Annotated in this window: 22 protein-coding genes; 10 read left to right on the plus strand and 12 right to left on the minus strand. The window is 60.9% G+C overall.

Annotated features, from left to right (window positions below):
* Window positions 1–3: 3 nt before the first annotated feature.
* Both modA and HMPREF1257_RS05310 read right to left on the minus strand, forming a co-directional pair.
* Window positions 4–765, minus strand: coding sequence for a molybdate ABC transporter substrate-binding protein (modA, locus tag HMPREF1257_RS05305; RefSeq protein ID WP_023026335.1), 762 nt, complete (start codon window positions 763–765; stop codon window positions 4–6).
* An 84-nt stretch (window positions 766–849) separates the two neighbouring features.
* A complete protein-coding gene (locus HMPREF1257_RS05310) occupies window positions 850–1110 on the minus strand; it encodes a DUF2249 domain-containing protein (RefSeq protein ID WP_023026336.1) in 261 nt (86 codons plus the stop codon).
* 69 nt (window positions 1111–1179) lie between these two features.
* Between HMPREF1257_RS05310 and HMPREF1257_RS05315 the strand changes: the two genes are divergently transcribed.
* Genes HMPREF1257_RS05315 through HMPREF1257_RS05325 form a run of 3 tightly spaced genes read left to right on the plus strand, consistent with a single transcriptional unit; the run spans window position 1180 to window position 4828 of the window.
* Complete coding sequence (locus HMPREF1257_RS05315) at window positions 1180–2256, plus strand: hypothetical protein (RefSeq protein ID WP_034659369.1); 1077 nt, start codon at window positions 1180–1182, stop codon at window positions 2254–2256.
* On the plus strand, window positions 2246–3445 hold the full coding sequence (locus HMPREF1257_RS05320; RefSeq protein WP_023026338.1) for a hypothetical protein: 1200 nt from the start codon (window positions 2246–2248) through the stop codon (window positions 3443–3445). Before HMPREF1257_RS05315 ends, HMPREF1257_RS05320 begins: the two co-directional genes overlap by 11 nt.
* Entirely contained in the window at window positions 3446–4828 is a 1383-nt protein-coding gene (locus HMPREF1257_RS05325; RefSeq protein ID WP_023026339.1) for a multicopper oxidase domain-containing protein, read from the plus strand.
* Window positions 4829–5151: 323 nt separating this feature from the next.
* On the opposite strand, the gene narI is transcribed toward HMPREF1257_RS05325, so the two are convergent.
* From narI to HMPREF1257_RS05350, 5 genes are read right to left on the minus strand one after another with little or no spacing between them, the layout of a single operon-like run.
* Window positions 5152–5931, minus strand: a complete 780-nt coding sequence (gene narI, locus HMPREF1257_RS05330; RefSeq protein ID WP_005280178.1) for a respiratory nitrate reductase subunit gamma — start codon at window positions 5929–5931, stop codon at window positions 5152–5154.
* A 10-nt stretch (window positions 5932–5941) separates the two neighbouring features.
* Entirely contained in the window at window positions 5942–6769 is an 828-nt protein-coding gene (gene narJ / locus HMPREF1257_RS05335) for a nitrate reductase molybdenum cofactor assembly chaperone (RefSeq protein WP_023026340.1), read from the minus strand.
* Between the two features lie 8 nt (window positions 6770–6777).
* Window positions 6778–8370: a nitrate reductase subunit beta gene (narH, locus tag HMPREF1257_RS05340; RefSeq protein ID WP_023026341.1), complete on the minus strand. Its 1593-nt coding sequence runs from the start codon at window positions 8368–8370 to the stop codon at window positions 6778–6780.
* Window positions 8370–12107 carry a nitrate reductase subunit alpha gene (locus tag HMPREF1257_RS05345; protein WP_023026342.1) on the minus strand — a complete coding sequence of 1246 codons (3738 nt, stop codon included), beginning with the start codon at window positions 12105–12107 and terminating at the stop codon, window positions 8370–8372. The genes narH and HMPREF1257_RS05345 overlap by 1 nt, the downstream gene beginning before the upstream one ends.
* Window positions 12108–12126: 19 nt before the next feature.
* Window positions 12127–13452, minus strand: coding sequence for a NarK/NasA family nitrate transporter (locus HMPREF1257_RS05350; RefSeq protein ID WP_023026343.1), 1326 nt, complete (start codon window positions 13450–13452; stop codon window positions 12127–12129).
* Window positions 13453–13680: 228 nt separating this feature from the next.
* Between HMPREF1257_RS05350 and HMPREF1257_RS05355 the strand changes: the two genes are divergently transcribed.
* On the plus strand, window positions 13681–14160 hold the full coding sequence (locus tag HMPREF1257_RS05355) for a molybdopterin-binding protein (protein ID WP_023026344.1): 480 nt from the start codon (window positions 13681–13683) through the stop codon (window positions 14158–14160).
* A 63-nt stretch (window positions 14161–14223) separates the two neighbouring features.
* Here HMPREF1257_RS05355 and HMPREF1257_RS05360 read toward each other — a convergent pair whose 3' ends face one another.
* The 5 genes from HMPREF1257_RS05360 to HMPREF1257_RS05380 form a co-directional block, all read right to left on the minus strand.
* A complete protein-coding gene (locus HMPREF1257_RS05360; protein WP_023026345.1) occupies window positions 14224–14799 on the minus strand; it encodes a molybdenum cofactor guanylyltransferase in 576 nt (191 codons plus the stop codon).
* Window positions 14799–15278 carry a cyclic pyranopterin monophosphate synthase MoaC gene (moaC, locus tag HMPREF1257_RS05365; protein ID WP_023026346.1) on the minus strand — a complete coding sequence of 160 codons (480 nt, stop codon included), beginning with the start codon at window positions 15276–15278 and terminating at the stop codon, window positions 14799–14801. The genes HMPREF1257_RS05360 and moaC overlap by 1 nt, the downstream gene beginning before the upstream one ends.
* Window positions 15279–15293: 15 nt before the next feature.
* On the minus strand, window positions 15294–16493 hold the full coding sequence (locus tag HMPREF1257_RS05370; protein WP_023026347.1) for a molybdopterin molybdotransferase MoeA: 1200 nt from the start codon (window positions 16491–16493) through the stop codon (window positions 15294–15296).
* A gap of 11 nt (window positions 16494–16504) precedes the next feature.
* Window positions 16505–17617, minus strand: coding sequence for a GTP 3',8-cyclase MoaA (gene moaA, locus HMPREF1257_RS05375; RefSeq protein WP_023026348.1), 1113 nt, complete (start codon window positions 17615–17617; stop codon window positions 16505–16507).
* Window positions 17618–17678: 61 nt separating this feature from the next.
* Entirely contained in the window at window positions 17679–19466 is a 1788-nt protein-coding gene (locus HMPREF1257_RS05380; RefSeq protein WP_034659269.1) for a long-chain fatty-acid--CoA ligase, read from the minus strand.
* A 374-nt stretch (window positions 19467–19840) separates the two neighbouring features.
* On the opposite strand from HMPREF1257_RS05380, the gene rho reads away from it, so the two are divergent.
* From rho to HMPREF1257_RS05410, 6 genes are read left to right on the plus strand one after another with little or no spacing between them, the layout of a single operon-like run.
* On the plus strand, window positions 19841–21718 hold the full coding sequence (gene rho, locus HMPREF1257_RS05385; protein ID WP_023026350.1) for a transcription termination factor Rho: 1878 nt from the start codon (window positions 19841–19843) through the stop codon (window positions 21716–21718).
* On the plus strand, window positions 21711–22787 hold the full coding sequence (gene prfA / locus HMPREF1257_RS05390) for a peptide chain release factor 1 (RefSeq protein WP_023026351.1): 1077 nt from the start codon (window positions 21711–21713) through the stop codon (window positions 22785–22787). Before rho ends, prfA begins: the two co-directional genes overlap by 8 nt.
* Before the next feature lie 9 nt (window positions 22788–22796).
* Window positions 22797–23630, plus strand: a complete 834-nt coding sequence (gene prmC / locus HMPREF1257_RS05395) for a peptide chain release factor N(5)-glutamine methyltransferase (protein ID WP_023026352.1) — start codon at window positions 22797–22799, stop codon at window positions 23628–23630.
* 32 nt (window positions 23631–23662) lie between these two features.
* Window positions 23663–24331, plus strand: coding sequence for an L-threonylcarbamoyladenylate synthase (locus HMPREF1257_RS05400; RefSeq protein ID WP_023026353.1), 669 nt, complete (start codon window positions 23663–23665; stop codon window positions 24329–24331).
* Between the two features lie 14 nt (window positions 24332–24345).
* Window positions 24346–25521 (plus strand): MraY family glycosyltransferase, encoded by a 1176-nt coding sequence (locus tag HMPREF1257_RS05405; protein ID WP_023026354.1) that lies wholly within the window; start codon window positions 24346–24348, stop codon window positions 25519–25521.
* A 10-nt stretch (window positions 25522–25531) separates the two neighbouring features.
* Window positions 25532–25963 (plus strand): hypothetical protein, encoded by a 432-nt coding sequence (locus HMPREF1257_RS05410; protein ID WP_023026355.1) that lies wholly within the window; start codon window positions 25532–25534, stop codon window positions 25961–25963.
* The last annotated feature ends 67 nt before the right edge of the window (window positions 25964–26030 follow it).

Below are 26030 nucleotides of genomic sequence, written 5' to 3' on the forward strand. Positions count from 1 at the left end.
TGATTAATCTGCTGGGTTAAAGCCGTACTCTTCCCAGGTCTTATCAAAGTCATCGGCCAACAGGTCGAGGACCTTTTGTGCCTCTTCTGGGTGCTCAGCCTCGGCGGAGACTGCGCCCAGGATCTGGTTGGCAAACTTATCAGCATCCGGGATCTCGATGACCTCTACATCATCGCCAGCGGTCGCGGCGTCGGTGGAGTAGACCCAGCCGGCATTGGCCTCACCGGAGACGACTTTGCCCAAAACGTCAGCGACCTGCTGCTCCTGGGAGGCGGGCTTTACGTCCAGGTCGTTTTCTTCGATGATCTGGGAAGAGATATCGCCGCAGGGAACCTGCGGGTCACAGATGACGAAGCGGTCTTCGTTCTGCAGATCCTCGATGGAGTGGATATTGCCCGGGTTGCCCTTCGGTACGACCATCACCATGACGTTGGTGGCAAGCACCTTCGGGTCCTTCACAGTTCCGTCATTGATTGCCTTGTCCATGGTCTTTTTGGACGCGGTAAGCAGCAGGTCCGCAGGAGCGCCCTCGCTGAGCTTATTGACCAAGTCAGAAGAGCCGCCATTTTGGAACTCGAGGTCAACCGGGGTGTCGAGCTCGGAAGCGCGCTTTTCTAGTTCGTCATTGATGACGCGGGTGGACGATGCAGCCAAGAGGTTCAGGCTGGTCTGCTCTGCATCGGAGGTGGTGGAGGTATCGGGAGAGCAGGCGGAGAGCGCCAAGCCGGTCGCAGCAACGGCGGCTGCGGCAAATTTCTTATTCATAGTGAATGCTCCGTGTTATATAGACAACTATGTACGAGAGATAGAGTTATCACCATTTAGCCTATCGATTTGCACGGGAATACACTACGAAATTCGCGTGAACTTGATGTGATAGTCGTTTTCTTCTTCCTTGAGGTAAGACAGCTCGAATTCCTCCGCGCGCTCTTCCACTTCCTTGAGTAGAGGGAGTGGGTTGTGCGGGGCGATGAGGATCATGGCTTGGCCCACGTTCAGGGTGCCCAAAGCGCCGTGGATGGCGCCGTGGCGCACGGCGTGGGGGATTTCGGAGGCGTTGAGGGTGGGAATGGAGTTCTGCTGGGAGGTATCAGTGATGGGAAGTTCCATGGGAAGCGTCATCCTTTCGGAGGTGGGGTGAGGTTTTACCTTGCCACCAATATTAGTACGATTAAAACCGTGATAAATAATAGGCTCGCGCACCGATTCTTCTTCCTTGCCTGCGCGGGGCTGTCCTTGCTTGTTGGGCTCGCCGCGGGGGCATCCCTGCTCGGCGTGGGGTTCTCGCCGGCAGCGTCTCTAGCTGCCGATCATGGCCCCTTGATGGTCTTTGGTTTTGTTGGCGGCGCCATCGGGCTGGAGCGCGCCGTCGCCGTGCGCACGCGGTGGGCCTGGGTAGGACCCATCTTCCACGTCGCCGGGTTCGTGGGCATCATGGCGGGCTTACCGCGGCAGGTCCCGGCTTTGTGCTTCGCAGCAGGCTTCATAGTGCTCGGATTTATCTATGCCACCATCCACCGGCGCCAGCCCGCCCTGTCCATCATCGTGCAGGCCACCGGCGTCATCGGCGGGGTAGCGGCGGCCCTGCTGTGGGCCATGGAACCGGCGTTTTCTACCGCGATGCCGCTGTGCGTGCTCTACGTGGTAGCGACGATCATCGGCGAGCGCATGGAGCTTGCCCGCATCACCATGGCTGGCACGCAGGCGGAAAAGCGGATTACGCTGTGGGTTTTGGGGTTGGCGGCGCTGAGCGTGGTCTATATCCTCTCCCCGGCAGTGGGCTATCGCGCGATGGGCGTGGCGCTTATCGGCGTTGCGGTTTCTACCGTGCGCGTGGATGTGGCGAAGAACCTAGTGCGCTCGCGCGGGCTGCCACGCTATTCCGCCGCGTGCATGCTCGCCGGGTATTTTTGGTTGGCCCTCGGCGGCTATTTCTGGCTGCTCTATGGCGAAAGCTCCGGCTTTGCCTACGACGCCTCTGTACACGCCATCTTTTTGGGCTTTGTCATGTCCATGATTTTCGCGCATGCCCCCATCATCATTACCTCCGTCATCCGCCGCCACTTGCCCTACCACCCGGTGCTTTTCCTTCCCGTGGCGGTCTTGCACGGCGGGCTGGCGCTGCGCATGCTTGCCGATGTCGCCCGCCACACCGTCGCCTACCAGGTAGGTGGGCTGACGACCCTCGCCGCCGTCTTGGTTTTCCTCGCCTGCGGCATTACTTTGACGGTGAAGGAGGCCCGCCGTGCACATTAATGACATCTCCCTGGCCGCCCGCAGCCGCTGGCACATCGTGACCGCCGCGCTTATCGGCGCGTGGGTGCTCATCGGCATCGGCATCAACGTGGCGGGCTACTTGGGCGCGCCCGTGGTGTGGTGGGATCTCATCCACCCGCTGACCATCGGCGCGCTGACCACCGCCATCATCGTATTTTCCACCCATTTCACCGAGGCGCTTACCCGCACCGCCAATAACGGTTACCGGGGCGTGGGCGCGCGCGTGGCGCTCATCCAGGTGGGCCTTATCCTGCTCATTATCGATCGCGCGGGGTATGACTGGGGCCTGCTTGCCGATGCCGCCTCCCTCCTCATCATCGCCGCCCTTGTCTGGCAGCTCGTCTTTATCTACACGCGTTTGCGCGGATCGCTTTCTGGATCGTTTGCGGTGACGGTGCCGTTTTATGCGGCCGCATCCATCTTCATGATTTCCTCTGTAATCCTCGTGATTTTAAGCGGCAATGGCGTGGGCGACTATTCCTTCCTCGTGGCCGCCCACTCGCGCGGCATGGTCTGGGGGTTCGCGTGGCTGACCATTGTGGGCACCATTGTGACGCTGCTTCCCACTTTGTCTAATACCGCTATTTCGCCTATCGCGCGGGCGCGGTGCACGCGCGGGCTCATTGTCTACTGCGCCGGGCTGGCACTGACCATGGTTTGCGGCGCGGTGGGGTGGACGCGCGCGGCGGGCATCGCCCAGCTGCTCGTCGTTCTAGCCGCCATCATGATCATCCAACCGGTACTGGCCACCGTGCTGGGGTGCAACCCCCGGCTCACCACAGCATCGGTATCCGTTATCGCAGGACTGCTGTGGATGGTGGCCCTGTGCGCCGGCGATGCCGTCGCCGCAGCGCTCGGCGCTTACCCGCGCGTCATCACGCTGTTTGTGGTTCCGGCCTTCATCGGCGGCGGCATTTTGCAGCTGGTCACCGGCGTCTTGCACCATCTCTTGCCCACGCTGGTGGGAGGCGGTCCTGCCAAGGTGCACCACGGCCGGGATACCGCGGACCGCGCCGGTTTTGCCCGACTCGTCCTCATCAACCTCGGCGCCCTGCTGAGCCTTGTCAACGCCCTTTCTGCTGGGCTTATCCTCATGGGGATAGGCTTAGCATTAAACGTGCTTGCCGTGGGACGCGCCGTCTACCAACAACAGAATCTGGAGAATTAAATGCTTAGTGTTTCTTCCCCACAGCCACAGGATAAGCCGCCGGAGTCCGGTAACTCCCAATGGGCCTCGTGGTTACTTATCGGTATCGCGCTGGCCGCGGTGATCGCGCTCGCCCTAGTCAATACCACCTCTAAGGACTCTCAACCGGCGGGCTCTGTTGCCGAAGGTGAAACCCACACCATTGACGTAGAAGTCGATGGTATGGCCTTCGTCCCCAACCACGTTGATATCGATCCCGGCACCCACTTGGTGGTTAACTTCACCAATACCGGGGACCAAGTCCACGATCTAAAGATTGGTGATGCCGAAACCGGCCGCGTCGATCCCGGCGATACCGTGCAGCTCGATGCCGGTGTCATCGAATCCAGCATCGAAGGCTACTGCACCATTGCCGGTCACCGCCTGCAAGGTATGACCTTTGACGTCAACGTGGACGATTCCGCGCCAAGCACCGGCGGGCACGATCACCACCACGCCGTGGCAGGGGCATCCAACCCGCACGTTGATGTTCCGAGCGCCGCCGAACTCGGTGCCTCCCGCGAAGGTTTTAGCGCCTATGACGCCTCCCTGGCGCCGGCGGCTAATACCACCACGCACGAAGAAACCTGGTCGATGACCGAGGAAATCGTTGAGGTAGCCCCAGGAGTTAAGCAGATGCAATGGCTTTTTAATGGCCAGGCGCCAGGGCCGACGCTGCGCGGCAAGGTGGGCGATAAGTTCAAGATCACCATCAAGAACGAGGGCAGCATGGCCCATTCCATCGACTTCCATGCCGGTGAAGTCAACCCGGATGAAAACATGAAGTCCATCCAGCCTGGGGAAGAACTGACCTACGAATTCACCGCGAATCGCTCCGGCATTTGGATGTATCACTGCTCAACCGCCCCGATGTCCCTGCACATCGCGAACGGCATGGCCGGCAATGTCATCATCGATCCACCAGATCTCAAGGACGTGGATGCCGAATATAACTTCATTGCCAACGATGTATTCCTCGGTGAGGAAAAGACCGGCGCCGATGCCCAGCGCGTGGCCGATGGCGACTTCGACCTCATGGCCTTCAATTACTACCCCAGCCAATACGATGTCGACCCCATTAAGGCCAAGGTGGGCGATACCGTGCGGTTGTGGATCATGAACGTAGGCCCCGATCAACCGCTTAGCTTCCACGTGGTGGGCGAACAATTCGATACCGCCTACAAGGAAGGTGCTTATCTCATCAAGGACGAGGATAAGACCGGCTCGCAGGCCCTCGATCTGCTCCCCGCACAAGGCGGGTTCGTGGAGCTGACCTTCAACGAGCCCGGAACGTATTCCTTTGTCAACCACATCATGACTAACGCGGAAAAGGGACAGCACGGCAAGTTCGTCGTTACCGAATAAAGCGTTACCAACCCAACCCCGCCGTTCGTTCCCGCGCACTTCGTTCCCCCGCCCTTCGCGCTCACCAGGGCACTGTAGAGAGGTGAATCCACCTCTCCTCGTGAGCGCAAAGGGCGGGGGTCCTTTGATCGCAGCCTCCCCCTTGGCGCTCACTGGGCGGAAGTATCTACGGCCGCGCCGCTTTGCCGGTGAGCGCGAAGGGCGAGTGGGGGCGCGGGGTGGGCGCATGGGTAGCGTCGGAGTAGATGCAGCCAGAAGGAAACCGCCGCGGGCCATCCATCTACTGGACGACGCGCGGCGGTGGAAAGGGCCTAGGAAACTACCTAGGCACCGTGGCCCGGGGTTTCTCCCTCCAATTGCTTCCGGTTGGAGCGGATAGGCTCCCACGCGGTATTGGAGCGCATCGGGGTGGTGCGTTCATCGCGGGAGCGGTACACCACGTAGGGGCGGGTGACGTAGCCAACCGGTGCCGAGAATGCGTGGACGAGGCGGGTAAAGGGCCACACGGCGATGATGGTGAAACCGCAGAGGACGTGGACCTTAAATTGCCATGGGGCACTGGCCATGAGGTCGGGCTGGATGTTGAAGATCAACAGCTGGCGCAGCCACGGGGAGATGGTTTCGCGGTAGTCGTACCCACCGGTGCCGGCGAGGTCAAAAAGCTGCAGGGTAAAGGTGGCAAAGGAACCCGATACCAGCGCGAGGCCGAGCAGCGCGTACATGACCTTGTCCGAGGTGGATGTGGACAAGAACACGGAGCGGTTCTTTAGCCTGCGGTACAGCAAACCGGCAAAGCCCAGCAGAACCGCCAGCGCGGCAATGGAGCCTGGAATGGTGGCCAGGAGGTGGTAGGCGTGATCGCTGATGCCAACGGCCTGGGTCCAAGACTTGGGGAATGCCAAGCCCATCAGGTGGCCGATGACGACGAAGACCATGCCCCAGTGGAAGAGCGGCGAGGATAAACGCAGCAGCTTGGATTCATAGATTTGGGAGGAGTGGGTGGTCCAACCGAATTGGTCGGAACGCCACCGCCAGAAGATGCCCACGAAGAACGCCGCGATGGCTAACCACGGGAAGGCACCCCAGAGGAAGTTATCAAACATAATGTGGCTCCTAGACGAGGTCTGGTTGGGTAGTGGGGAAGGGAAGGTCTGCAATGCCGACCATCTCGGCGGGTGGGCCGGTGCGGATGAGATCGACGTACTTTTGCGCGGTATCAGAATCGACTTCTGGAAGGGCCTTGCACAGCGCGACGATCAAGCTGACATACGGCGAACGCTCGCGAGCGAGGGCCGCGCGCAGCACCTCGATTCCTTCGCGGTAGCTGGCCACCAATTCAACGGCGCGCTCGTGGGTTTCCCCCTCGCTCATGGCGAGGGCTTCGAGGACCACGCAGAGGTGATCGGGTAGTTCTTCATCCGAAATCTCGAAGCCGAGCGACTCCAATTGCTGGCGGAAGGACAAAATGGCCATTCCGCGCTGGCGGGTATCGCCGACGGCGAAGTAGGACAGGTACAGCGCGCAGCGTCGGCGCTGGTCAAAGGTCTCGACGTAGTGTTCTTCCAAGCCGCGGGGGCCGATGCTGCGGGCCCATTCGGCGAAGTTGATGAAGTCGGTGGCGATGGCCAGCGGTAGGTCATCTACTTGGTCTTCGACCGCGGAGAGGCGGTCAAAGATATCTTCGCCGGGGTAATTCAGCAGCACGGACACGGCCATGGCGACGATTCGCCGCTGGTCTTCGGTGACTTCGACCGGCGTGACAAATTCATTGGGGACTTGACCTGTGTGGGTGCGCAGCGTCTTTTCGACGTCCTTGGCACCGCCCATGGAACCGATGCCAGCGGGTGTTCCGAATCCAGCCACGGGGGCATCGCCACCCTGCGGGGCCGATTGCCGCTGCAGGGATTCCTGGCGCTTGCGGAGTTTATCGAAGATATTCACGGCTTAACCTACTTCCGCGGCGGGAACATGGCATCGGGCCGGTCACCGCTCCAGGAGAGTAGCGAGACCTTGCCCTGTGGTTCGGCGCCGTGGGTGCAGGCTTCGGGTGCGCCCATGCCCAGGTCGTGGAAGACGTCTTCGGAGGCCTTGGCCGGGTCCACATCGCCGAACGGGTCCAAGTCGGTAATGCCGCGCGGGGATTCGGGCGAGGCGGTGGGGATGACGTAGCGGTCATCGTATTTAGCGATGGACAACAGGCGGTACATGCCTTCCATCTCCCTGCCTGTCATGCCTACTGCCTGGGCGATTTCCTCCTGCGGCTCATTGCCCAGGTTGATATCGCGCATATACGAGCGCATGGCGACGAGCCTGCGCAACGACTTTTCCACTGGGACGGTATCGCCGGCGGTAAACAGGCCAGCCAGGTATTCCAGCGGAATGCGCATATTCGATAGCGCCGAGAAGAGGATCTTGTGGTCCTCGCCGTCGTTGCCGGTCGCGGTCACCTTGTCAACGATGGGGGACAGCGGCGGGATGTACCAGACCATCGGCAGCGTGCGGTACTCCGGGTGCAGCGGCAATGCGACGCCGTACTTGAAGATGAGGTCGTAGATCGGGGACTGCTGTGCTGCATCGATCCAGGAGTGCGGGATGCCCTCGGCCTGGGCCGCGCGGACTACCTCCGGATCGCGGGGGTCGAGCATGATCGACTTTTGGGCCTCGAAAAGGTCCTGTTCATTTTCGGTAGAGGCGGCCTCGGCGACGCGGTCGGCATCGTAGAGGATGACGCCCAAGTAGCGCAGGCGGCCTACACAGGTCTCGGAGCACACAGTGGGTTGGCCAACCTCGAGGCGCGGGTAGCACAGCGTGCACTTTTCGGCCTTGCCGGTCTTGTGGTTGAAGTAGACCTTCTTATACGGGCAGCCGGATACGCACATGCGCCAGCCGCGGCAGCGGTCCTGGTCCACTAGGACGATGCCGTCTTCGGTGCGCTTGTACATCGCGCCAGAGGGGCAGGAGGAAACGCAGGTCGGGTTCATGCAGTGCTCGCAAATACGCGGCAGGTAGAACATGAACGAGTCCTCGATTTCCTTCTTGACCTCGAGGTTCATGTTGTGGAGCACGGGGTCATCGTCAAGCGTGGCAGTAGAGCCACCCAGGTTATCGTCCCAGTTGGAGGACCATTCGATCTTGCCGATGTCCCGGCCGTCGATCTGAGAGACCGGTTTGGCGGTGGGCTGGGTCTTCTGTCCCGCCTCGGCGCCCATGAGGTCCTCGTACTGGTAGGTCCAGGGCTCGTAGTAATCCTGGATGGTGGGCAGGTTGGGGTTGTGGAAGAGGGTGGCTAGCTTTTTGAGGCGCCCGCCGGCCTTGGGCTTGATCTTGCCAGACGCCGTGCGCTCCCAGCCGCCCTTCCACTTTTCCTGGTCCTCCCAGGTGCGCGGGTAGCCGAGGCCGGGGCGGGTTTCGACGTTATTGAACCAGATGTACTCGGTGCCTTCGCGGTTGGTCCATGCCTGCTTACAGGTAACTGAACAGGTGTGGCAGCCAATGCACTTGTCCAAGTTCATGATCATGGAGATTTGGGCCATGACTTTCATTAGTAGGATACCTCCTGGGAACGGCGGCGAACGCGGGTGACTTCATCGCGGTTATTGCCGGTAGGGCCGATGTAGTTGAAGTGGTAGGTTAGCTGGCCATAGCCGCCAGCGATGTGCACCGGTTTGATGGAAATGCGGGTCAGCGAGTTGTGCGTGCCGCCGCGGCGGCCGGTGTGCTCGTTGATCGGCGTGCCCACGGTGCGCTCCTGTGCGTGGTTGCACAGCATGGTTCCCTCTGGGATGCGGTGGGAAACGATGGCGCGGGCGGAAACAACGCCGTTGCGGTTATATACCTCAACCCAGTCATTGTCCGTGACGCCGATTTTCTCGGCGTCCTTATTGGACATCCAGACCACCTGGCCACCGCGCGAGATGGAAAGCACGTGCAGGTTGTCAAAGTACTGCGAGTGGATGGACCACTTATTGTGCGTGGTGAGGTAACGCAGGGTGACCTCGGCCTCGCCCCGGTCATTGGTCAATTCCGTGCCCGGCGCGAATTCACCGTGCATGTGGACGTGATCTAGCGGTGGGCGGAAGATCGGCAGCGATTCGCCGTAGTCCATAAACCAGTCGTGGTCGATGTAGTATTGCATGCGGCCGGTCAGCGTGTGCCAGGGCTTTTCAAACTCGACGTTGATGGAAAAGGCGGTGTAGCGGCGCTTATTGCGCTTATCGGCGGTCCACTCGGGGGAGGTGATGACCTCCTTCGGGCGTTCTTTGATGTCGTCCCACGTGATGCGTACGTCTTCATCGGGAGTGCCCAGTGGGGTGAGATCCTTGCCGGTGCGCGAGGACAGGAATTCAAAGCCCTGCTTGGCTAGCTCACCGTTGGAGACACCAGACAGGTGCAAGATGGCGTCGATGACCTTGGTGTCCTTGGATAGATCCACCAGCTCGCCCATCGAGGTCTCCGTGGTGCCACAGATGAGCTCGAGCTCTTTGACCTGCTTTTCCACATTGAACTTGGTGCCGTGCACGCCGGTGCCGGCCTTGGCGGGAAGCGGGCCCAAGTGTGCCCACTTTTCGTAGACCTTGGTGTAATCGCGCTCGACCACATGCAGCTTCGGCATCGTGACCCCAGGGATAAGGCCCTGTTCTTCGGGGTCGGGGACGATGCCATTGGGCATGCCGAGCTCGTCCGGGCTGTCGTGGTGGCTCGGCTGGGTAATGACATCGCGTTGCACGCCAAGCCACTTGGTGGCTTTATCGGAGAGTGCCGCGGCCAGGTCCCGGAAGACCTCATAGTCCGAGCGCGCCTCCCACGGCGGGTTAATCGCCGCGTTAAATGAGTGCAGGTACGGGTGCATGTCGGTAGAGGACATGTCGTGCTTTTCGTACCAGGTTGCGGCCGGGAAGATGAGATCCGAGACCAGCGTGGTGGAGGTATTGCGGAAGTCCGTGGTCATCATCAGATCCAACTTGCCCTCCGGTGCCTCATCCACCCACTTGATGCTGCGCGGGCGGTCTTCGGGGGCGAGTTCTTCCGCGGTAGCATCCGAGTCGATGCCCAAGAGGTGGCGCAGGAAGAACTCGGTGCCCTTGGCGGACGAGCCGAGCAGGTTGGTGCGCCAGTTGAGCAGGATGCGCGGCCAGTTCTCCTCGGCAGACGGGTTGTCATAGGAGAATTCCAGGCGGCCGCTTTCTAGCTCTTGGACCACGTAGTCGTTGATGTCCATGCCGGCCTCATCGGCTTCATCGGCGAGGAAGAGCGAGTTGCGGTTGAACTGCGGGTAGGCCGGCATCCAGCCGCGGCGCATGGATTCTGCCATGGTATCGGAGACCATCTTGTCCCCAATGGAACCGTGGCTAGCAAGCGGCGAGCCCAAGTGGGAGGCGCGCGAATTATCGTAGCGATACTGCTCGGTGGCGAAGTAATAGAAGCCGGTGGAAATCATGTGGCGCGGCGGGCGCTGCCAGTCGGCGGCCATGGCCCATTGGGTCCAGCCGTTGATGGGGCGCAGCTTTTCCTGGCCCACGTAGTGCGCCCAACCTCCGCCATTGACGCCCTGGGTACCGCACATGGAGGTCAGCGCCAAGAAGGTGCGGTAGATATTATCGGCGTGGAAGTAGTGGTTAACGCCAGCGCCCATGATGATCTGCGAACGGCCCTTAGAATCCGCGGCGTTTTGCGCGAATTCGCGGCCGATGCGGATGGCGGTATCGGCGGCCACGCCCGTGAGCTCTTCCTGCCAAGCGGGGGTGCCGACTTCGCTGGAATCGTGGAAGTCCTTCGGCCAGCTACCCGGCAGGTGGAGATCCTCGCGGTTGACGCCGTAGTGGGCGAGCATGATGTCGAAGACGGTGGTAACCAGCTTGCCGTCGACCTCGCGGACGGGCACGCCGCGGTGGACGATGCCCGCGCCAATGGGCTTATCGGTTCCCACGTCCTCTGGGTTGGTATCGAGGTCAAAGCGGGGGAAGAGCACCTCGGCGGTGTCAAAGCTATCGGTTTCTGCGATGGACATGACCGGATCGGCGTTATCTAGCGCCAGGTTCCACTTGGCGCTTTCGTTATCCCAGCGGTCTGCCACGGTGCCGCCTGGGTCAACGATGCGCCCGTCTTCTTCCATCACCAGGCCACGGTGGGTGGCGTTGGGGGAGGAATTCAAGGTGGCATCGGCAAGCTGCGAGGCGGTGAGGAACTTGCCTGGGGTATAGGTGCCGTCGCCGCGGTCTTCCAGGGACACAAGGAAGGGCGAGTCGGTGTATTTGCGCATGTAGTTCAGGAAGTACGGTTCCTGGCGGTCCACGTGGAAGGTCTTCAAGATGACGTGGCCCATGGCAAAGGCGAGCGCGGCGTCCGTGCCCGGCTCGATGCGGGCCCATTCATCGGCGAACTTGGTGTTATCGGCAAAGTCGGGCGAGACCACGACGACCTTGGTGCCCTTATAGCGCGATTCCACCATGAAGTGGGCGTCCGGGGTACGGGTGACCGGGATATTTGAGCCCCACATCATGAGGTAGGAAGAGTTATACCAGTCGCCGGATTCGGGGACGTCGGTCTGGTCGCCGAAGGTCTGCGGCGATGCCGGGGGCAGGTCGGCGTACCAGTCGTAGAAGGAGAGCGCGACGCCGCCGATGGTCTGCAGGAAGCGCATGCCCGCGCCATAGGAGATCTGGGACATGGCCGGGATCACGGTAAAGCCGTTGATGCGGTCCGGCCCGTACTTGCGGATGGTGTAGACGTGCGCGGCCGAGGCGATATCGATGGCCTCTTCATAGGAGATGCGGATAAGCCCGCCCTTGCCGCGCTGGGAGATATACGCCTTGCGCTTTTCTGGGTCCTCCTGGATGGCGCGCCATGCCAGGACGGAATCGCCGTGCTTTGCCTTTTCCTCGCGGAACATATCCACCAGCACGCCGCGGGCATACGGGTAGCGCACGCGGGTAGGAGAGTAGGTGTACCAGGAAAAGGAGGCACCGCGCGGGCAGCCGCGGGGCTCGTACTCCGGCATGTCATTGCCGGTGGTGGGGTAATCCACCGCCTGGGACTCCCAGGTGATGACGCCGTCTTTGACGTAAACCTTCCACGAGCATGAACCGGTGCAGTTCACGCCGTGGGTGGAGCGCACCATCTTGTCGAAGGCCCAGCGGTTGCGGTAAAAGACGTCTGCCTGGCGGCCGCCCTTTAAGAAAAGCTGCTGGCCGGAATCGGTAGCTTCGCCTTTGCGCAGGTAGGCGCCGAGCTTAAAGAGTGGATTTGAGTTGCCTTGTTCGGGCGCGAAGTATGCAGTCATGGGGAATGAAAGCTCCTAATTATCCGGGGAATGGGGCGTTGGGGCGGGCGTAGTAGATCCACACCAACACCGTGGTGATGGCAAAGTACACGGCGCAGCCCCAGAAGAACGTCGGTGCAGACATCATGGAGAGCAAGACACCTGCGACAAACGGGCCGAAGGCGCCGATGGCACCGGTCCAACCGATAACGCCGCCTGCTTGGCGCTTGGGCAAAATCATGGGCATCTGCTTAAACGTGCCGGCATTGCCCAGGCCAGTGAAGAAGAAGAAAATGAGCATGGTGCCCAGGAACCACCAGACCTCATCCGGCTCGTCCGGGGTGAGGAAGAAGGTGGCCACGACGGTAAAGATGGTCATGCCCAGGCAGCCAATGAAGGTCCAGATGGCGCCGCCGAACTTGTCGCACAGCGGGCCCCACAGCGCGCGGACGAGCGCGCCGATGAGTGGTCCCAGGAAGGCGTAGCTCGCGCCGGCAGGTAGGTTGTCGTAGGTGCCGGCAAATTCGGAACCTTCGCCGAAGATCTGGTTAATAAGCAGCGCGGTTTGCGCCGCGAAGCCGGAAAATGCGCCAAAGGTCATGAAGTAGACGACGGTAAGAATCCAGGTGTTCTTATTGCCAAAGATGTCCATCTGCTGGCGGAAATTCGCCTTCACGGGAACGTCCTTGAGCAGGGTCCACGCGAGGAATGCGCCGACGATGGCCCACGGCACCAGGAAGATGGCGGGGTTGTGGACAAAGATTTCGCCGTCATCGGTGCGCTGCGGGGCGACAAAGCCCACGCCCAGCAGGGTAAAGCCCATGAGCCATGGGGCGACCAGCTGGATAAAGGAGATGCCGAAGTTACCGATGCCAGCCTGGATGCCCAGCGCGGTACCGGACAGGCGCTTGGGGAAGAAGTAGCCGGTCGAGGGCATGAATCCGGAGAACACGCCGCCACCGATGCCGGAGAGGAAGGCGAGGGTCAGCAGCCACCAGTATGGGGTGGAGGAGTCTTGCACCGCGAAGAACCAACCCAGCATGGGGATGATAAATAGCAGCGACGAGCTGAAGACGAGCTTGCGCGTGCCCAGGATAGGCGGCAGGAACATGAAGATGAGGCGGAAGATACCGCAGGCCAATCCGGGGATGGCGGTCAGCCAGTAGAGCTGGCTGCGGGTTAAGTCGAAACCAATCTGGTTCAACTGCGGGGCAATTGCCGATACGAGGTACCAAGTGGCAAAGCCAATGATAAGGACAAATGCGGAGATCCACAGTGTGCGCCAGGCAATTTTGGAATCCCAGTGGTCGGAATCTTCTGGATCCCAACCTTGGATGACTTTGCCTGAGGTATCAAGAGCAGTCATGATTTCCTCACAGGTAGTAGGTCGTTCAACTCCTCAATTTACCGGCGACTATGCTCGAACAGGTAAATAAAAACGGTAAAATCCGTATCTAATTACGGCATACAAATGTTGCGTAATTCTTGATCGATTCCGATACCGCAGGTTAGCCCCATGTCCCAAGTGTGTTGGTATCGAAAACTGAATAATGTGATATTAACCACACTCCACAATGGGAAAGGAATGAGACTTATGCCCCAAAGGAAGGCACAGATAATCGTCAGCTCGGACCGCATTTTGTCCGGGGAAAAACCGAACCGCGCCGGGGAGAAAGCGGTAGAAATCCTGCGCACCCACGACATCGATGTCGCGCCACCGAGCATCGTGCCGGAGGGCTATACGCCAGTCGACGACGCGCTGCGCACCGCCGTGGATACCGGCACCGATATCGTCGTGGTCATCGGCGGCACCGGCATCGGGGCGGCGAACCTGACCCCAGAGGTCACCGAGCGCTATATCAAGGCCCGCCTCTACGGCCTGGAGACCCAGGTGCTCCTGCGCGGGCTCGAGTCCTCGCCCAAGGCGGGCCTCTCCCGCGGGATCATTGGCATGACCGACCACGGCGGCGGCAGCCTCATCATCAATTGCGCCTCGTCTACCGGCGCCGTCGCAGATGCCCTTGGGGTTATTGCGCCGCTGCTTGCCGATGTCTTCCGCTCCCGCGGCGAATAATCTCTCTCACCCCTCCCCGTAACCCGCCCTTCGCGCTCACGGGGTGGGTGGAGTGTGGTTAGATTAGCCGCGCCGGTGAGCGCGAAGGGCGGGGTGTGGCGGAATGGCCTGCAATTCGGCAGGGGTATCGTAATCGCGCTCGGCGCCGGTGCCAGCCACCTCGACGAAATCGGCGCCGCGGATAAGCCTTTTTACGGAGACATTGCGGGTCGACTCCAGCGCGCCCAAGCGTTCAAAGATCGCATCGGTATGCCACAGCGAACACAGGGGCTGTAAGTACCCATCCGCGGCGCGGGTAATCGCGGCATCGGCGCTGGGCGCGGCCTGCAACGCGTGGTTAAGGTGCGGGAGGAGCTGCGGGGAATCGGGAGCATCCACAGCGAAGAGCGCCAGGCGGTTGCAATGCGACAAAGCGCAGGCACCTGCCTCGATGCCGGCGACGGGGCCGCCGAAAAGCGGTGACTCGCAGACCTGCGGCAGGCCGAGGTAGTGCGGGGAAATAACGATAGACGGCATGCCATAGGGAAGCTGGCGCAGCAGGCGGTCCACCAAGCGCAGGCCATAGGCGCGGACCTGGGCCTTATCCGCCCCGCCCATGCGGCGCGATTGCCCGCCGGCCAGAATGATCGCGCCGTCCATTAAGCCTCCGGGAGGGTCCTGGACCAATCGCCGGAGCGCCCGCCCGATTTCGCCACGATGCCACAGCGGCGAATAAAAGCAGAGCGGTCGACGCCCTTGACCATGTCAATGAGCGCCAAGGCGGCAACGTTGACCGCGGTCAGAGCCTCCATCTCCACGCCGGTGCGGTCGGCGGTGCGAACGGTGGCGGTGATCTTCACGTGGGCATCGGCAAGCTCGAGATCCACCGCGCAGCCATGCACGCCGATGGTGTGCGCGAGCGGCAGGAGCTCTGGGACCTTCTTCGCCGCGGAAATGCCGGCAATGCGCGCGACCGCCAGCACGTCACCCTTGGGCACGGTGCCCTCGCGCAGCGCGGTCATGACCTCCGGGGAACAGGCGACCTCGCCCTCGGCGGTGGCGGTGCGCACGGTCGGCTGCTTCTCGGTCACATCGACCATGTAGGCGGTGCCGGCGGAATTGAGGTGGGTAAACTCCATGAAAAATTCTCCTCGTTAGTACAGATAGACGGTGGTCTCTTCGCCCGCGGCGGGGGCAGGTCCATCAATGATGCAATACCCATTCGTACCGGCCAGCGAGACCACCCGGTGGCTGCCACGGCTTAACGCGCCAGTAATCCTGGGCTTTCCCGCAAAGCTGACGGTCACAGGAACGATGACGGGGCGTGCGCTTGCCGATGGCAGCGAAACCTCCACCTTCGCACTCAGCTGCACGGTCTCCCGCGGGTGCGGCTGGCCCGATAAGGCGGCGATAAGCGGGCGTGCATAGAGCTGGAAACCGACGAAAGCCGCCACCGGATTGCCCGGCAGCGCAAGCACCGGAACACCCCGCCACCTGCCGATGCCCTGCGGCGCACCGGGCCGCTGGTGAACGTGCCCGAACCACGAATCGTCGCCCGTGCCCAGCACCCCGTGCACCACGTCGAAGGCGCCGGCCGATACCCCGCCGGAGGTAATAATGAGGTCGTGGGATTCGCTGAGCTCATCGAGCAGCCGGGATAACTCCGCGGGGTCGTCGCCCACGTGGGAGTAGGACTCCGTGTGGGCGAGGGAGGCGAGCATCGGCCCATTGGAATCCGGCAGGCGCCCTGGGGAAAGCTCGTCCGGATAGGGAGATAGCTCATTGCCGGAAGAAATCACCGCGATGCGCGGGCGCTGGTAAGCCTGCACCGAATAGATACCGGTGGAGATAAGCGCTGCGATAACGGCCGCATTCGCGGTGGTCCCAGCCGTAGCAACGACGGTGCCGGGCTGGATGTCTTCGCCGGCGGGGCGGATATGCGATTTCGCCGGCGCGGCGGTGATGGTGACCTCGCGCGGCAACTCCGTGGGCCCAGGCGGGACAGAGGTGTTTTCTACTGGGACGACTAGAAGGCCAGTGGCATTGCCTACGGGCGCGCCGGTCATGATGCGCACCGCATGACCGACGGGAACTGCCTGGGCGGTAGCCCCGGCAGGAACATCGCCTGCTACCGGCAGCGTCCACGGGCCCGCGCCCGAAATATCTGCGGCGCGGACGAGGAAGCCATCCATCGCGGAATTGGCAAATGGCGGGACGGGAAAGCGCGCGGTCGCATCCTCCGCTAATATCCGTCCGCGCAGCGCTGGGCCAACGGGAACGGACTCTGCGCGCGGCGCCGGCGCCAGTGCCAGAACCGCGGAAAGGTGCTCAGAAATGGAACGCGATGCGGACATAAATATTTAGACTAGCCGCCAATGGCAGACATGGGGCGATCCGGCTGCAAGAAGCCCTCATCATCAATGCCGTGGCCCGGTTTCTTCGTCCACATTTCCCCGGCCCATGCCTCCATTAATTCCTCGTCGCTGGCTCCGGAGCGAATGAGATCCCGCAACTGGGTTTCGGAATTACCAAAGAGGCAGTTGCGCACGGCACCATCGGTAGTAAGCCGCGTGCGGTCGCAGTCGCCACAAAAGGGATGGGTCACCGAGGCGATGATGCCAAGCTTGCCGGCGGTGCCATCGGGGGCGATAGCATCCCACAACGCGGCCGGGGCCGATCCGCGCGGCTCGCGCGCCGGGCGCATGGAAAAGTGGCTTTGTAGCCGGTGCAAGATGTCATCGGCGGTGACCATGTCCTCGCGGCGCCATTTTTCCCGCGGGCCGAGCGGCATTTGCTCAATAAAGCGCAGCTGGGCGCCCTGGTGCAGGGCATAGTCCGCCAGCGGGACGATATCTTCCTCATTGACGCCGGGCATGACCACGGCATTGATCTTGACGGGATTTAATCCGGCATCTGCCGCGGCGGCGATGGCCTCGAGCACGTGGGATAGGCGGTCGCGGCGGGTGAGTGCGGCATAGCGTTGAGGATCGATGGTATCCAGCGAGATATTGATGCGGTCGAGCCCCGCGGTAGCGAGTTGTGCCGCGCGCTTTTCCAAGCCCAATCCGTTGGTAGTTAGCGCCGTGGACGGCGCGATGCCTTCATCCGTGGTGAGTTCCTTGGTGGCGGCGATGATTTTTCCCAAGGATTTGCGCAGCAGCGGTTCGCCGCCGGTAAAGCGCACCTGGCGGATGCCGAGCTTTTCTACGCCGAGGCGGATAAGCCGGATGGTTTCTTCATCGGACAGCGTTTGCTGCTTGGGCATCCACTCTAAGCCTTCGGCCGGCATGCAGTACGTGCAGCGCAGGTTGCAGCGATCCGTAAGCGACACGCGTAAGTCGCGGGCCCTGCGGCCATAGCGGTCAACCAAGGCGCGCGTGCCGTCGCTTGCCGCAGCAGGTAAATCCTCCGGCGGCTGCGACCGGCCCACGGTGGGCAGGGGCAGGGAGACCGCTGAAGAAGACGTTGGTGAAGTCATTGCTGCCAGTCTAAGAGTGGGGAACAAGGTACACCAAGCTACAACGCAACCTGGCCGGGGATTATTCCTCGTTTTCCCGGTTAAAATCGCTTTCGTCGATATCGTCAAGGCGCTGCGCTTCACCCGGGCCCTTGAGGCGGATGATGTTGTATTCGCCTTCGGCCAAGTGGGTACGCAAATCCTTTTTATCGAACTTGCCCACTGAGGTCTTATCGATCGACTTTACAAAGGTCCAGTACTCCGGCAGCATCCAGCTGGGCAATTCCTTGTGCAGGCTCTGGCGCAATTTTTCGGCCGTTTCGATGGTGGGAGAGGCTTTCTCATCTAAGACGGTCACGGCGAGGGGGCGTTCCACCCACTGCTTGTCCGGGTAGCCAATCACCGCGGCTTCCACCACATCGGAATTGGCCATGATGAGGTTTTCCAACTGCACCGAATAGATCCACTCGCCGCCCGAGCGGATGACATCGCGGGCGCGGTCCTCAACGGTGAGGAAGCCGTCCTTCGTCACAGATCCGACATCGCCGGTGCGCAACCAGCCATCCGCGGTGAACTTGGACTCCGCGGCCTCGACCGGCTTGCCGCGGAACTCGGAGGCCACCTCGCCCGGCTCGGCGGTGGGGGAATGATAATAAGAACCGGTCACGAGGTTGCCACGCACCTGGAGCTCACCGGCATTGCGGTCGGTCTTGGATACCACTTGGCCGTCATTTACCACGCGGTACTGCAGCGAAGCTGCAATCTTGCCCTGGGAGATGCGATAAGCCCAGCGGGTATCGCCGGAGGCACCCTGCGGCGGGCGGGCGACGCTGCCAACCGTCGAGGTTTCCACCATGCCCCAGACGTGGACCACGTCGACACCGTAATGCTCCTCCCACATCTTAATAAGCTGCGGCGGCACAGGTGAGCCGCCGGCGAAGATCTCCGTCAGAGTCATGCGCTCTGGCGGATTGTGCATGTAGTGCACGAAGAGCTGGATCCAGATGGTAGGCACGCCGTGGGCCACGCGCGGCGACGTGGCCGCGATGACCTTGGCGAGTGTGGGGGCGGAGACGTCGGCATCGGGAAGCACGAGTGGGGTGCCCGTCATGAAACACGTAAAGGGAACGCCCCAGCTCAGCACGTGATAGATGGGAATGCAGCACAGGAAGGTTTCGCCGTGGGTAATGCACAGCGAATCCGAGGAACGCAGCTGCATGGCCTCGAGGTAGAGCGAGCGGTGGGAATATAACACGCCCTTCGGTGCGCCAGTGGTGCCGGTGGAATAGCACAGTGCGGCGGCGGTGCGCTCATCGAGCTCGGGCCAATCGTAGATGGTAGAGCGGCCATCCAACAGGGCCTCATAGGAATAAAACTCGATGCCGCGCGGAAAGTGGTGGGCAAAGCGCTGCGGCGATTGGGAACCGGTAAAAATCACCGAATGCACGGAAGGCGCGCCGTTTAAAACCGTGCCCAACTGCGGGGCAAGCCGGGGATCGCAGACGATGACGGAGACCTCGGCATGGCTGATGATGTGCCGAATCTGGTCATTCATCAGCTGCTTATTCAGCGGGGTAAAAACTGCGCCCTTGCAGGCGGAACCAAACATGACCTCGAGGTGTTCGGCGCAATTCCACATGAAGCTACCCACGCGCTGATCACCGGTAATGCCGAGGTCATCGTGTAAAACATGGGCAAAGGCTGCCGCGCGGGCAGCGATATCGCGGAAGGTAACCTTTTCTGCGGGGCCAAACTCGGACCCGGTTCCCTCGCCGTGCCAGGTGGTCACAGTGGTATTGCCGTGCACTGACGCGCCGTATTCCAAAATACGGGTTAAAGACAGGGGAATATCCATCATCGTGGAAAGCATGCTTCCACTGTAGCGGTGTCCAAGTACTCACCGCGAAGCGAATGCGCTATAATTGCCTTCGACTGATAGGAAAGCGGGAAAATCTTCCCAATCCTATGCAATCGGGCCCAGTGACAGGTCCCATCGTTATACATTGCCCACAGTCGTTTCTTGAATTCTTCCGCCCCCGCGTACTGGCTACAAGGGGGATTTCCCTTAAGGTAACCGGAAGAGGCCTCATACTTATTGCCCGGCAGGGTGCGCTAGCGCCTTGGCACGAGGGCGAAAAGATAAGAAAAATACACATCGGCTTCCAGTGCACCCGCCCAAGCTTCCCTGAAGTGGGGGAGGGCGGATCCCAACTATGGACCTGGTCAAGCAACGAAAGGATATCCGTGAGCGATACGGACAACACCGCGGCACAGGATCTCGCATCCCTGAAGCTGCCGGAATTGCGCAAAATGGCCGCTGAGCGCGGCCTTCGCGGCGTCTCTGCCCTGCGCAAAGGGGATCTCATCACCGCCATTAAAACCGGTCAGGTTCCCGCAAAGGCGAAGGCAAAAATAGAGCAGGCAGAAAAGGCCGAAAAGGCCGAGAAACCCGCTGAGGATGCGGCACCTGCCAAGCAGAAAGATAAACCGTCCAAGAAGGATGACCGCGGCGAGAGCGATAACGGCAAATCCGGCGAACAGCAGGACAACCGCGGCAAAGACCGCAAGGACAACGGCGACGACCAGCGCTATGAGTCGCGGTCGCAGGCCCGCCGTGCCCGCCGCAACCGCGCCCGCCGCCAGGAGCGCCAAGAGCAAGGCGATAATAACCGCGGCGAGAATAACCGGGGTGACAACAATCGGGGCGAGGGGCAGAACCAGAATCGCCACCAGGATCGCCGCGATGACTCCCAGGATGGCTCCGATAACCAGGGAGACAAGCAGGGCGAGAAGAACGGCGATAATAATCACCGCAATAATCGCAATGACGATAATAATTTTGACCGCGGCAACCGACGCGGCCGTCGCAACCGCCGGAATCGGCGGGGTGGCAGGGGCAATAATGATAACCACGGCGGCGGCAATGACCTGCAGGTACGCGAGGGCGATGAGCTGCAGGCAGTTGGCGGCATCTTGGATGTCGTAGACAATAACGTCTCCTTCCTGCGCACCACCGGGTACCGCGCGGGCGATGCGGACGTCTTTGTTAATAAAAACATCGTGCGCCGGCTGGGCCTGCGCTCTGGCGATGCCATTACCGGTCAGGTGAAGGTGGCTGGTCCTACCCACACCCACGGCAATGGCCGCAACCGCCGCAAGTACAACCAGTTGGTGCAGGTCGATACCGTCAATGGAATCGATCCGGAAGAGGCCAAGCAGCGCCCGCACTTTAATAAGCTCACGCCGCTGTATCCCAACCAGCGCCTGCGCTTGGAAACGGATCCAAAGATCCTGACCACCCGCGTTATCGACCTGATCATGCCGATTGGTAAGGGCCAGCGCGCGCTCATCGTCTCGCCGCCGAAGGCCGGTAAGACCACCATCTTGCAAAATATCGCGAATGCGATTGCTACCAATAACCCCGAGTGCTACCTCATGGTGGTGCTGGTGGACGAGCGCCCTGAAGAGGTCACGGACATGCAGCGCTCCGTGAAGGGTGAGGTCATTTCTTCGACCTTTGACCGCCCGCCATCAGAGCACACCTCCGTCTCCGAGCTGGCCATCGAGCGCGCAAAGCGCCTGGTGGAGCAGGGCAAGGATGTCGTGGTGTTGCTGGATTCCATCACCCGCTTGGGCCGCGCCTACAACAACTCCTCCCCGGCATCGGGCCGCATCCTGTCCGGTGGTGTGGATTCCAATGCGCTCTACCCACCAAAGCGCTTCTTGGGCGCTGCCCGCAATATTGAAGAGGGCGGTTCGCTGACCATCATCGCCACCGCGATGGTGGAGACCGGTTCTACCGGCGATACCGTCATCTTCGAGGAATTCAAGGGCACGGGCAACGCAGAGCTGAAGCTGGACCGCGGGATCTCGGAACGCCGCGTATTCCCAGCTGTGGATGTCAACCCCTCCGGTACCCGCAAGGACGAGCTCCTGCTGGTGCCTGAAGAGGCGCGCATCATGACGAAACTGCGCCGCATCCTGTCGGCTCTGGACTCCCACCAGGCAATTGACCTGTTGATCAAGCAGCTTAAGAAGACCCGCTCGAATGGCGAGTTCCTCATGCAGGTGGCTTCTTCGGCACCGATGGCTGCGGATAAGGACGAGGAAGACTATGTCTAATCAAGTTTCCATGGTTGATGACATTGTGTCGGAATACCAGGGCATTGAAATGCAGATGGGCGATCCAGAAATCGCCGGCGATCAGCAGGCTTTTCGCAAGCTGTCCAAGCGGTACGCGGAGTTGCGCCCCATCATCATGGTTAACGATGAACTGACCCAGGCGCGCGAGGATCTCGCGGACGCCAAGGAGATGGCTTACGAAGACCACGACTTCCAGGAAGAAGCAGACCGCCTAGCAGAGTCTGTGGAAGAGCTGGAAGAAAAGCTGGCTGACCTGCTCGCGCCGCGCGATGAGCAGGACTCGGAAGACATCATCATGGAGATCAAGGCCGGTGCCGGCGGCGAAGAGGCCGCGCTCTTTGCCGGCGACTTGGCCCGCATGTACGAGCGTTTTGCCGATAAGATTGACTTTAAGTGGGAGGTCTTGGGCCTTAACGAATCCGACTTGGGCGGCGTAAAGGATATGACTATCTCCTTCCGCGCTAAATCCCCGACGCGCGATGGCGCATGGTCCGTCTTCAAATTCGAAGGCGGCGTGCACCGCGTGCAGCGCGTGCCGGTTACGGAATCGCAGGGACGCATCCAGACTTCTGCTGCTGGCGTTCTGGTGTACCCAGAGCCCGAAGAAGTGGAATCGGTCAATATCGATGACAAGGATATTCGCGTCGATGTGTACCGCTCCTCCGGTAAGGGTGGTCAGGGTGTGAACACCACCGACTCCGCGGTGCGCATTACCCACCTGCCCACGGGCTTGATTGTTACCTGCCAGAAGGAACGTTCGCAGATCCAGAACAAGGCCCGCGCCCTGCAGGTGCTGCAGGCCCGCCTGGATCAGATGGAACGCGAGGCCCGCGAGGCCGAGGCTGGCGAGCAGCGCGCCTCCCAGGTGCGCACCATGGACCGCTCCGAGCGCGTGCGCACCTATAACTGGCCCGAAAACCGCATTACGGATCACCGCATTGGTTATAAGGCCAATAACCTGGATTCCGTGTTGAACGGCGATATGCAGGATCTCATCAAGGCCCTGCAGGACCAGGAACGCGCCGAGCGCCTTGAGGCCGAGGGATAATAGCGGTCGATGGAATCGTACGGTGAGGCGCTGCGCTATGGGGTGCAGCGCCTTCGCGTTGCTGGGGTAGGAAGCCCCGAGTGGGATACGCGCATCCTCATCTCCCACCTCATTCACTGCGGGCATTTGGATATTCCGCTGCATGAGCTACCTATGCCCGGCTTTGACGTGGCCTTTGAGGCGCTTTTGCGCAGACGGGAACAGCGCGAGCCACTGCAATACGTGCTGGGTACGGCGTGGTTTGGCCCCCTGGATTTGAAGGTGGGTCCGGGCGTGTTCATTCCGCGCCCGGAAACGGAGGTGATGGCGGATTGGGCGGTCCACCACGCACCAGGCTCGCGCATGGTGGATTTGTGCTCGGGTTCGGGCGCGCTGGCGCTCTACCTGCAGCATTACGTACCGCAGGCGGAGGTTAAGGCAGTAGAGCTTTCCGATGCCGCCCTCGAGTTCACCCGCGCCAATACCCACCGCACCGGGGTAGAGGTGGTGCAGGCGGATGCGACCGACATCCAGACTCTGGCGGACTGGAATGGCACGGTCGATCTCGTAGTGAGCAACCCGCCTTATGTACCGGAAGATCCGAATTTGCAGCCGGAGGTGTATCACGATCCGCACGTGGCCGTCTTCGGCGGCGATGACGGCATGGGAGTAATCCGCGGGTTGATTCCCACGATCGCCAGGCTTCTGCGGCCTGGTGGGATCATGGCGATTGAACACGACGATACGACTGGCGATGCAGTGCGTGATGCGGTGCGTGACCACGGTGGCTTTTCCCATATCGCTCCGCTTAAGGACTTAACTGGCACGCCGCGCTTTATTACCGCGCAGCGCGCGGTAAACTAAGGCATCACCGTCGGGCAAGAAGGGGACTATTGATGCAAGGAAAAATTTATAATTGCGCCGATGACACTGAGCGTGAGGAAGGCGTGAGCATCGCCACCAAGGCCGCCAAGTCTGGGCGGCTTGTGGTCATGCCCACCGATACGCTTTATGGCTTGGGCTGCGATGCCTTCGATAATGACGCGGTAGCCAATCTGCTTGCCACCAAGCAGCGTGGGCCGGATATGCCGGTTCCCGTGCTCGTCGGATCCTGGAACACCGTGCGCGGCCTCGTCGCCTCGTATCCCGATTCCACCCGTGACCTCGTTGAAGCCTTTTGGCCAGGCGGACTATCCATCGTCGTGCCACAGGCCCCGTCCCTGCCGTGGAACTTAGGTGATACCCGCGGTACCGTCATGCTGCGGATGCCCCTTCACCCGATTGCCATCGAGCTTTTGCGCGAGGTAGGGCCGATGGCGGTTTCTTCTGCCAATATTTCTGGACACCAACCGCCGACGACCGCGCAAATGGCCAAGGCTCAATTGGGCAAGGCCGTCACCGTGTATTTGGATGGGGGAGAAACGGACATTGGCAAGCCCTCGACCATCATTGACCTCTCTGGTGACCATCCATTCCTACTGCGCGAGGGTGCATTATCCGCGGAAGAGATTGGTGAGGTCCTCGGCGTCTCGGCTGACTCGTTGCGCACACGGCCCCAAGGATAGAAGGAGCATTTCGCGTGAGCGGCACTGGCGTACCGCTGCGCGAGTTGGCCTTGGTCATCCTCGTTGCAGCGACATTTACCTACCTGACCACCGGCGTAGTGCGATCCTTTTTGGTCCGCACGGGCCGGGTGGCAGAAATTCGCCTGCGCGATTCCCACTCCCAGCCCACACCCCGCATGGGCGGGCTCGCCATGTTTACCGGCTTTGGCGCGGCGATATTCCTCGCAGCCCAGCTTCCAGCCTTGACTCGCGGGTTTATGCCCGTCACCCCCGAGATGAGTGCGGTGTTGTGGGCGGCGCTGGCCATCGTGCTTTTGGGGATTGCCGATGACTACCTGGAACTCGGGGCCCTCATCAAGCTTTTTGGGCAGCTCTTTGCCGCCGCCCTTATGAGTGGCTTGGGACTCACGTGGACGCTGCTCTTTATCCCCTTCGGTGGCGGCACCACGGTAGTGCTCGACCAGATTCAAAGCACCCTCCTTACCGCTTTCTTCACGGTCCTTCTCATCAACGCCATCAACTTCGTTGACGGCCTCGATGGCCTAGCCGCAGGCCTTGGGCTCATCGCGGGCGGCGCTATTCTAATATTCTCGCTGACCGTCCTGCATGACCAAGGCGGAGCGGTATCGGCGTATCCACCTGCTATTATCAGCGCCGCTTTGGTGGGAATGTGTGCAGGCTTTTTGCCCCATAACTTTGAACCCTCCCGAATTTTCATGGGCGATTCCGGCTCTATGCTTATTGGACTCTTGCTCGCTGCGGCCTCCACCTCCGCGTCCGGCAAGATCAACATGTCCCTCTACGGCACCGTGGACATGGTGGCGCTTATGTCACCTATCCTCGTGGTGATCGCTGCGGTGTTTATTCCAGTCTTAGACCTTGTCTGGGCGGTAATTCGCCGTCTATCCCAGGGGCGCTCGCCGTTTTCAGCGGATAAGGCGCATATTCACCACCGCCTTTTGTCTCTGGGGCATACGCACCGGCGCACCGTGCTGGTGTTGTACCTCTGGGTTTCCGCGGTGGCCTTTGGAGCGGTGTCGTTTTCCATCGTGCCAGCCCCGGTGGCGATCGGCCTGTCCATCATGGCGTTATTAGTTGCCTTTGGCGCGACGCTGATTCCACTGCGGCAGGGCAAGATTGGTCTCAGGTCGTCGGATGATTGCGTAGTGCGTGACTCACCGAGCGCGTGAGGTAGGGTGAATGTCCGTGAGTGACACAACGGAAAATGCTAATTTCGATGACCCACGCCTGCCGTTGCAGCGTGCCGTAAAGAAAGGGTCTACCGCCCTCGGCATCTTTACCATCATTTCTCTCGCCGTCTGGGGTGGGGCACAGGGTGTCGCCGGGCTCTGGGGCGTTATCGTCGGCGCTGCCCTCGGCGGTGGCTTTGTCTTGTTTACCGCGCTCTCAGTGCTTTTTACCGCCCACTCGACGCCCTCAACCACCATCGCGGTGGTATTGGGTGGTTGGCTTATTAAGTTGATCGTGCTTATCGGAGTTCTGGCCATTATCCGGGACATGGATTTCTATGACACGTGGGCGCTATTTCTTACCGTCGTCGTAGCGCTCATCGTTACCTTAGGCTCTGAGGTCTGGGCCGTGGTCACCTCCAGGATTACCTACGTGTCCTGAGTAGGGCAAAAAGAGTTAAGCCGTCGCGCATTGGGATTGCTCGGCGGCCTTTTTATGCCTGCATGCT

It is taken from the genome of Corynebacterium sp. KPL1814, from assembly GCF_000478175.1.
Taxonomy (GTDB): Bacteria; Actinomycetota; Actinomycetes; order Mycobacteriales; family Mycobacteriaceae; genus Corynebacterium.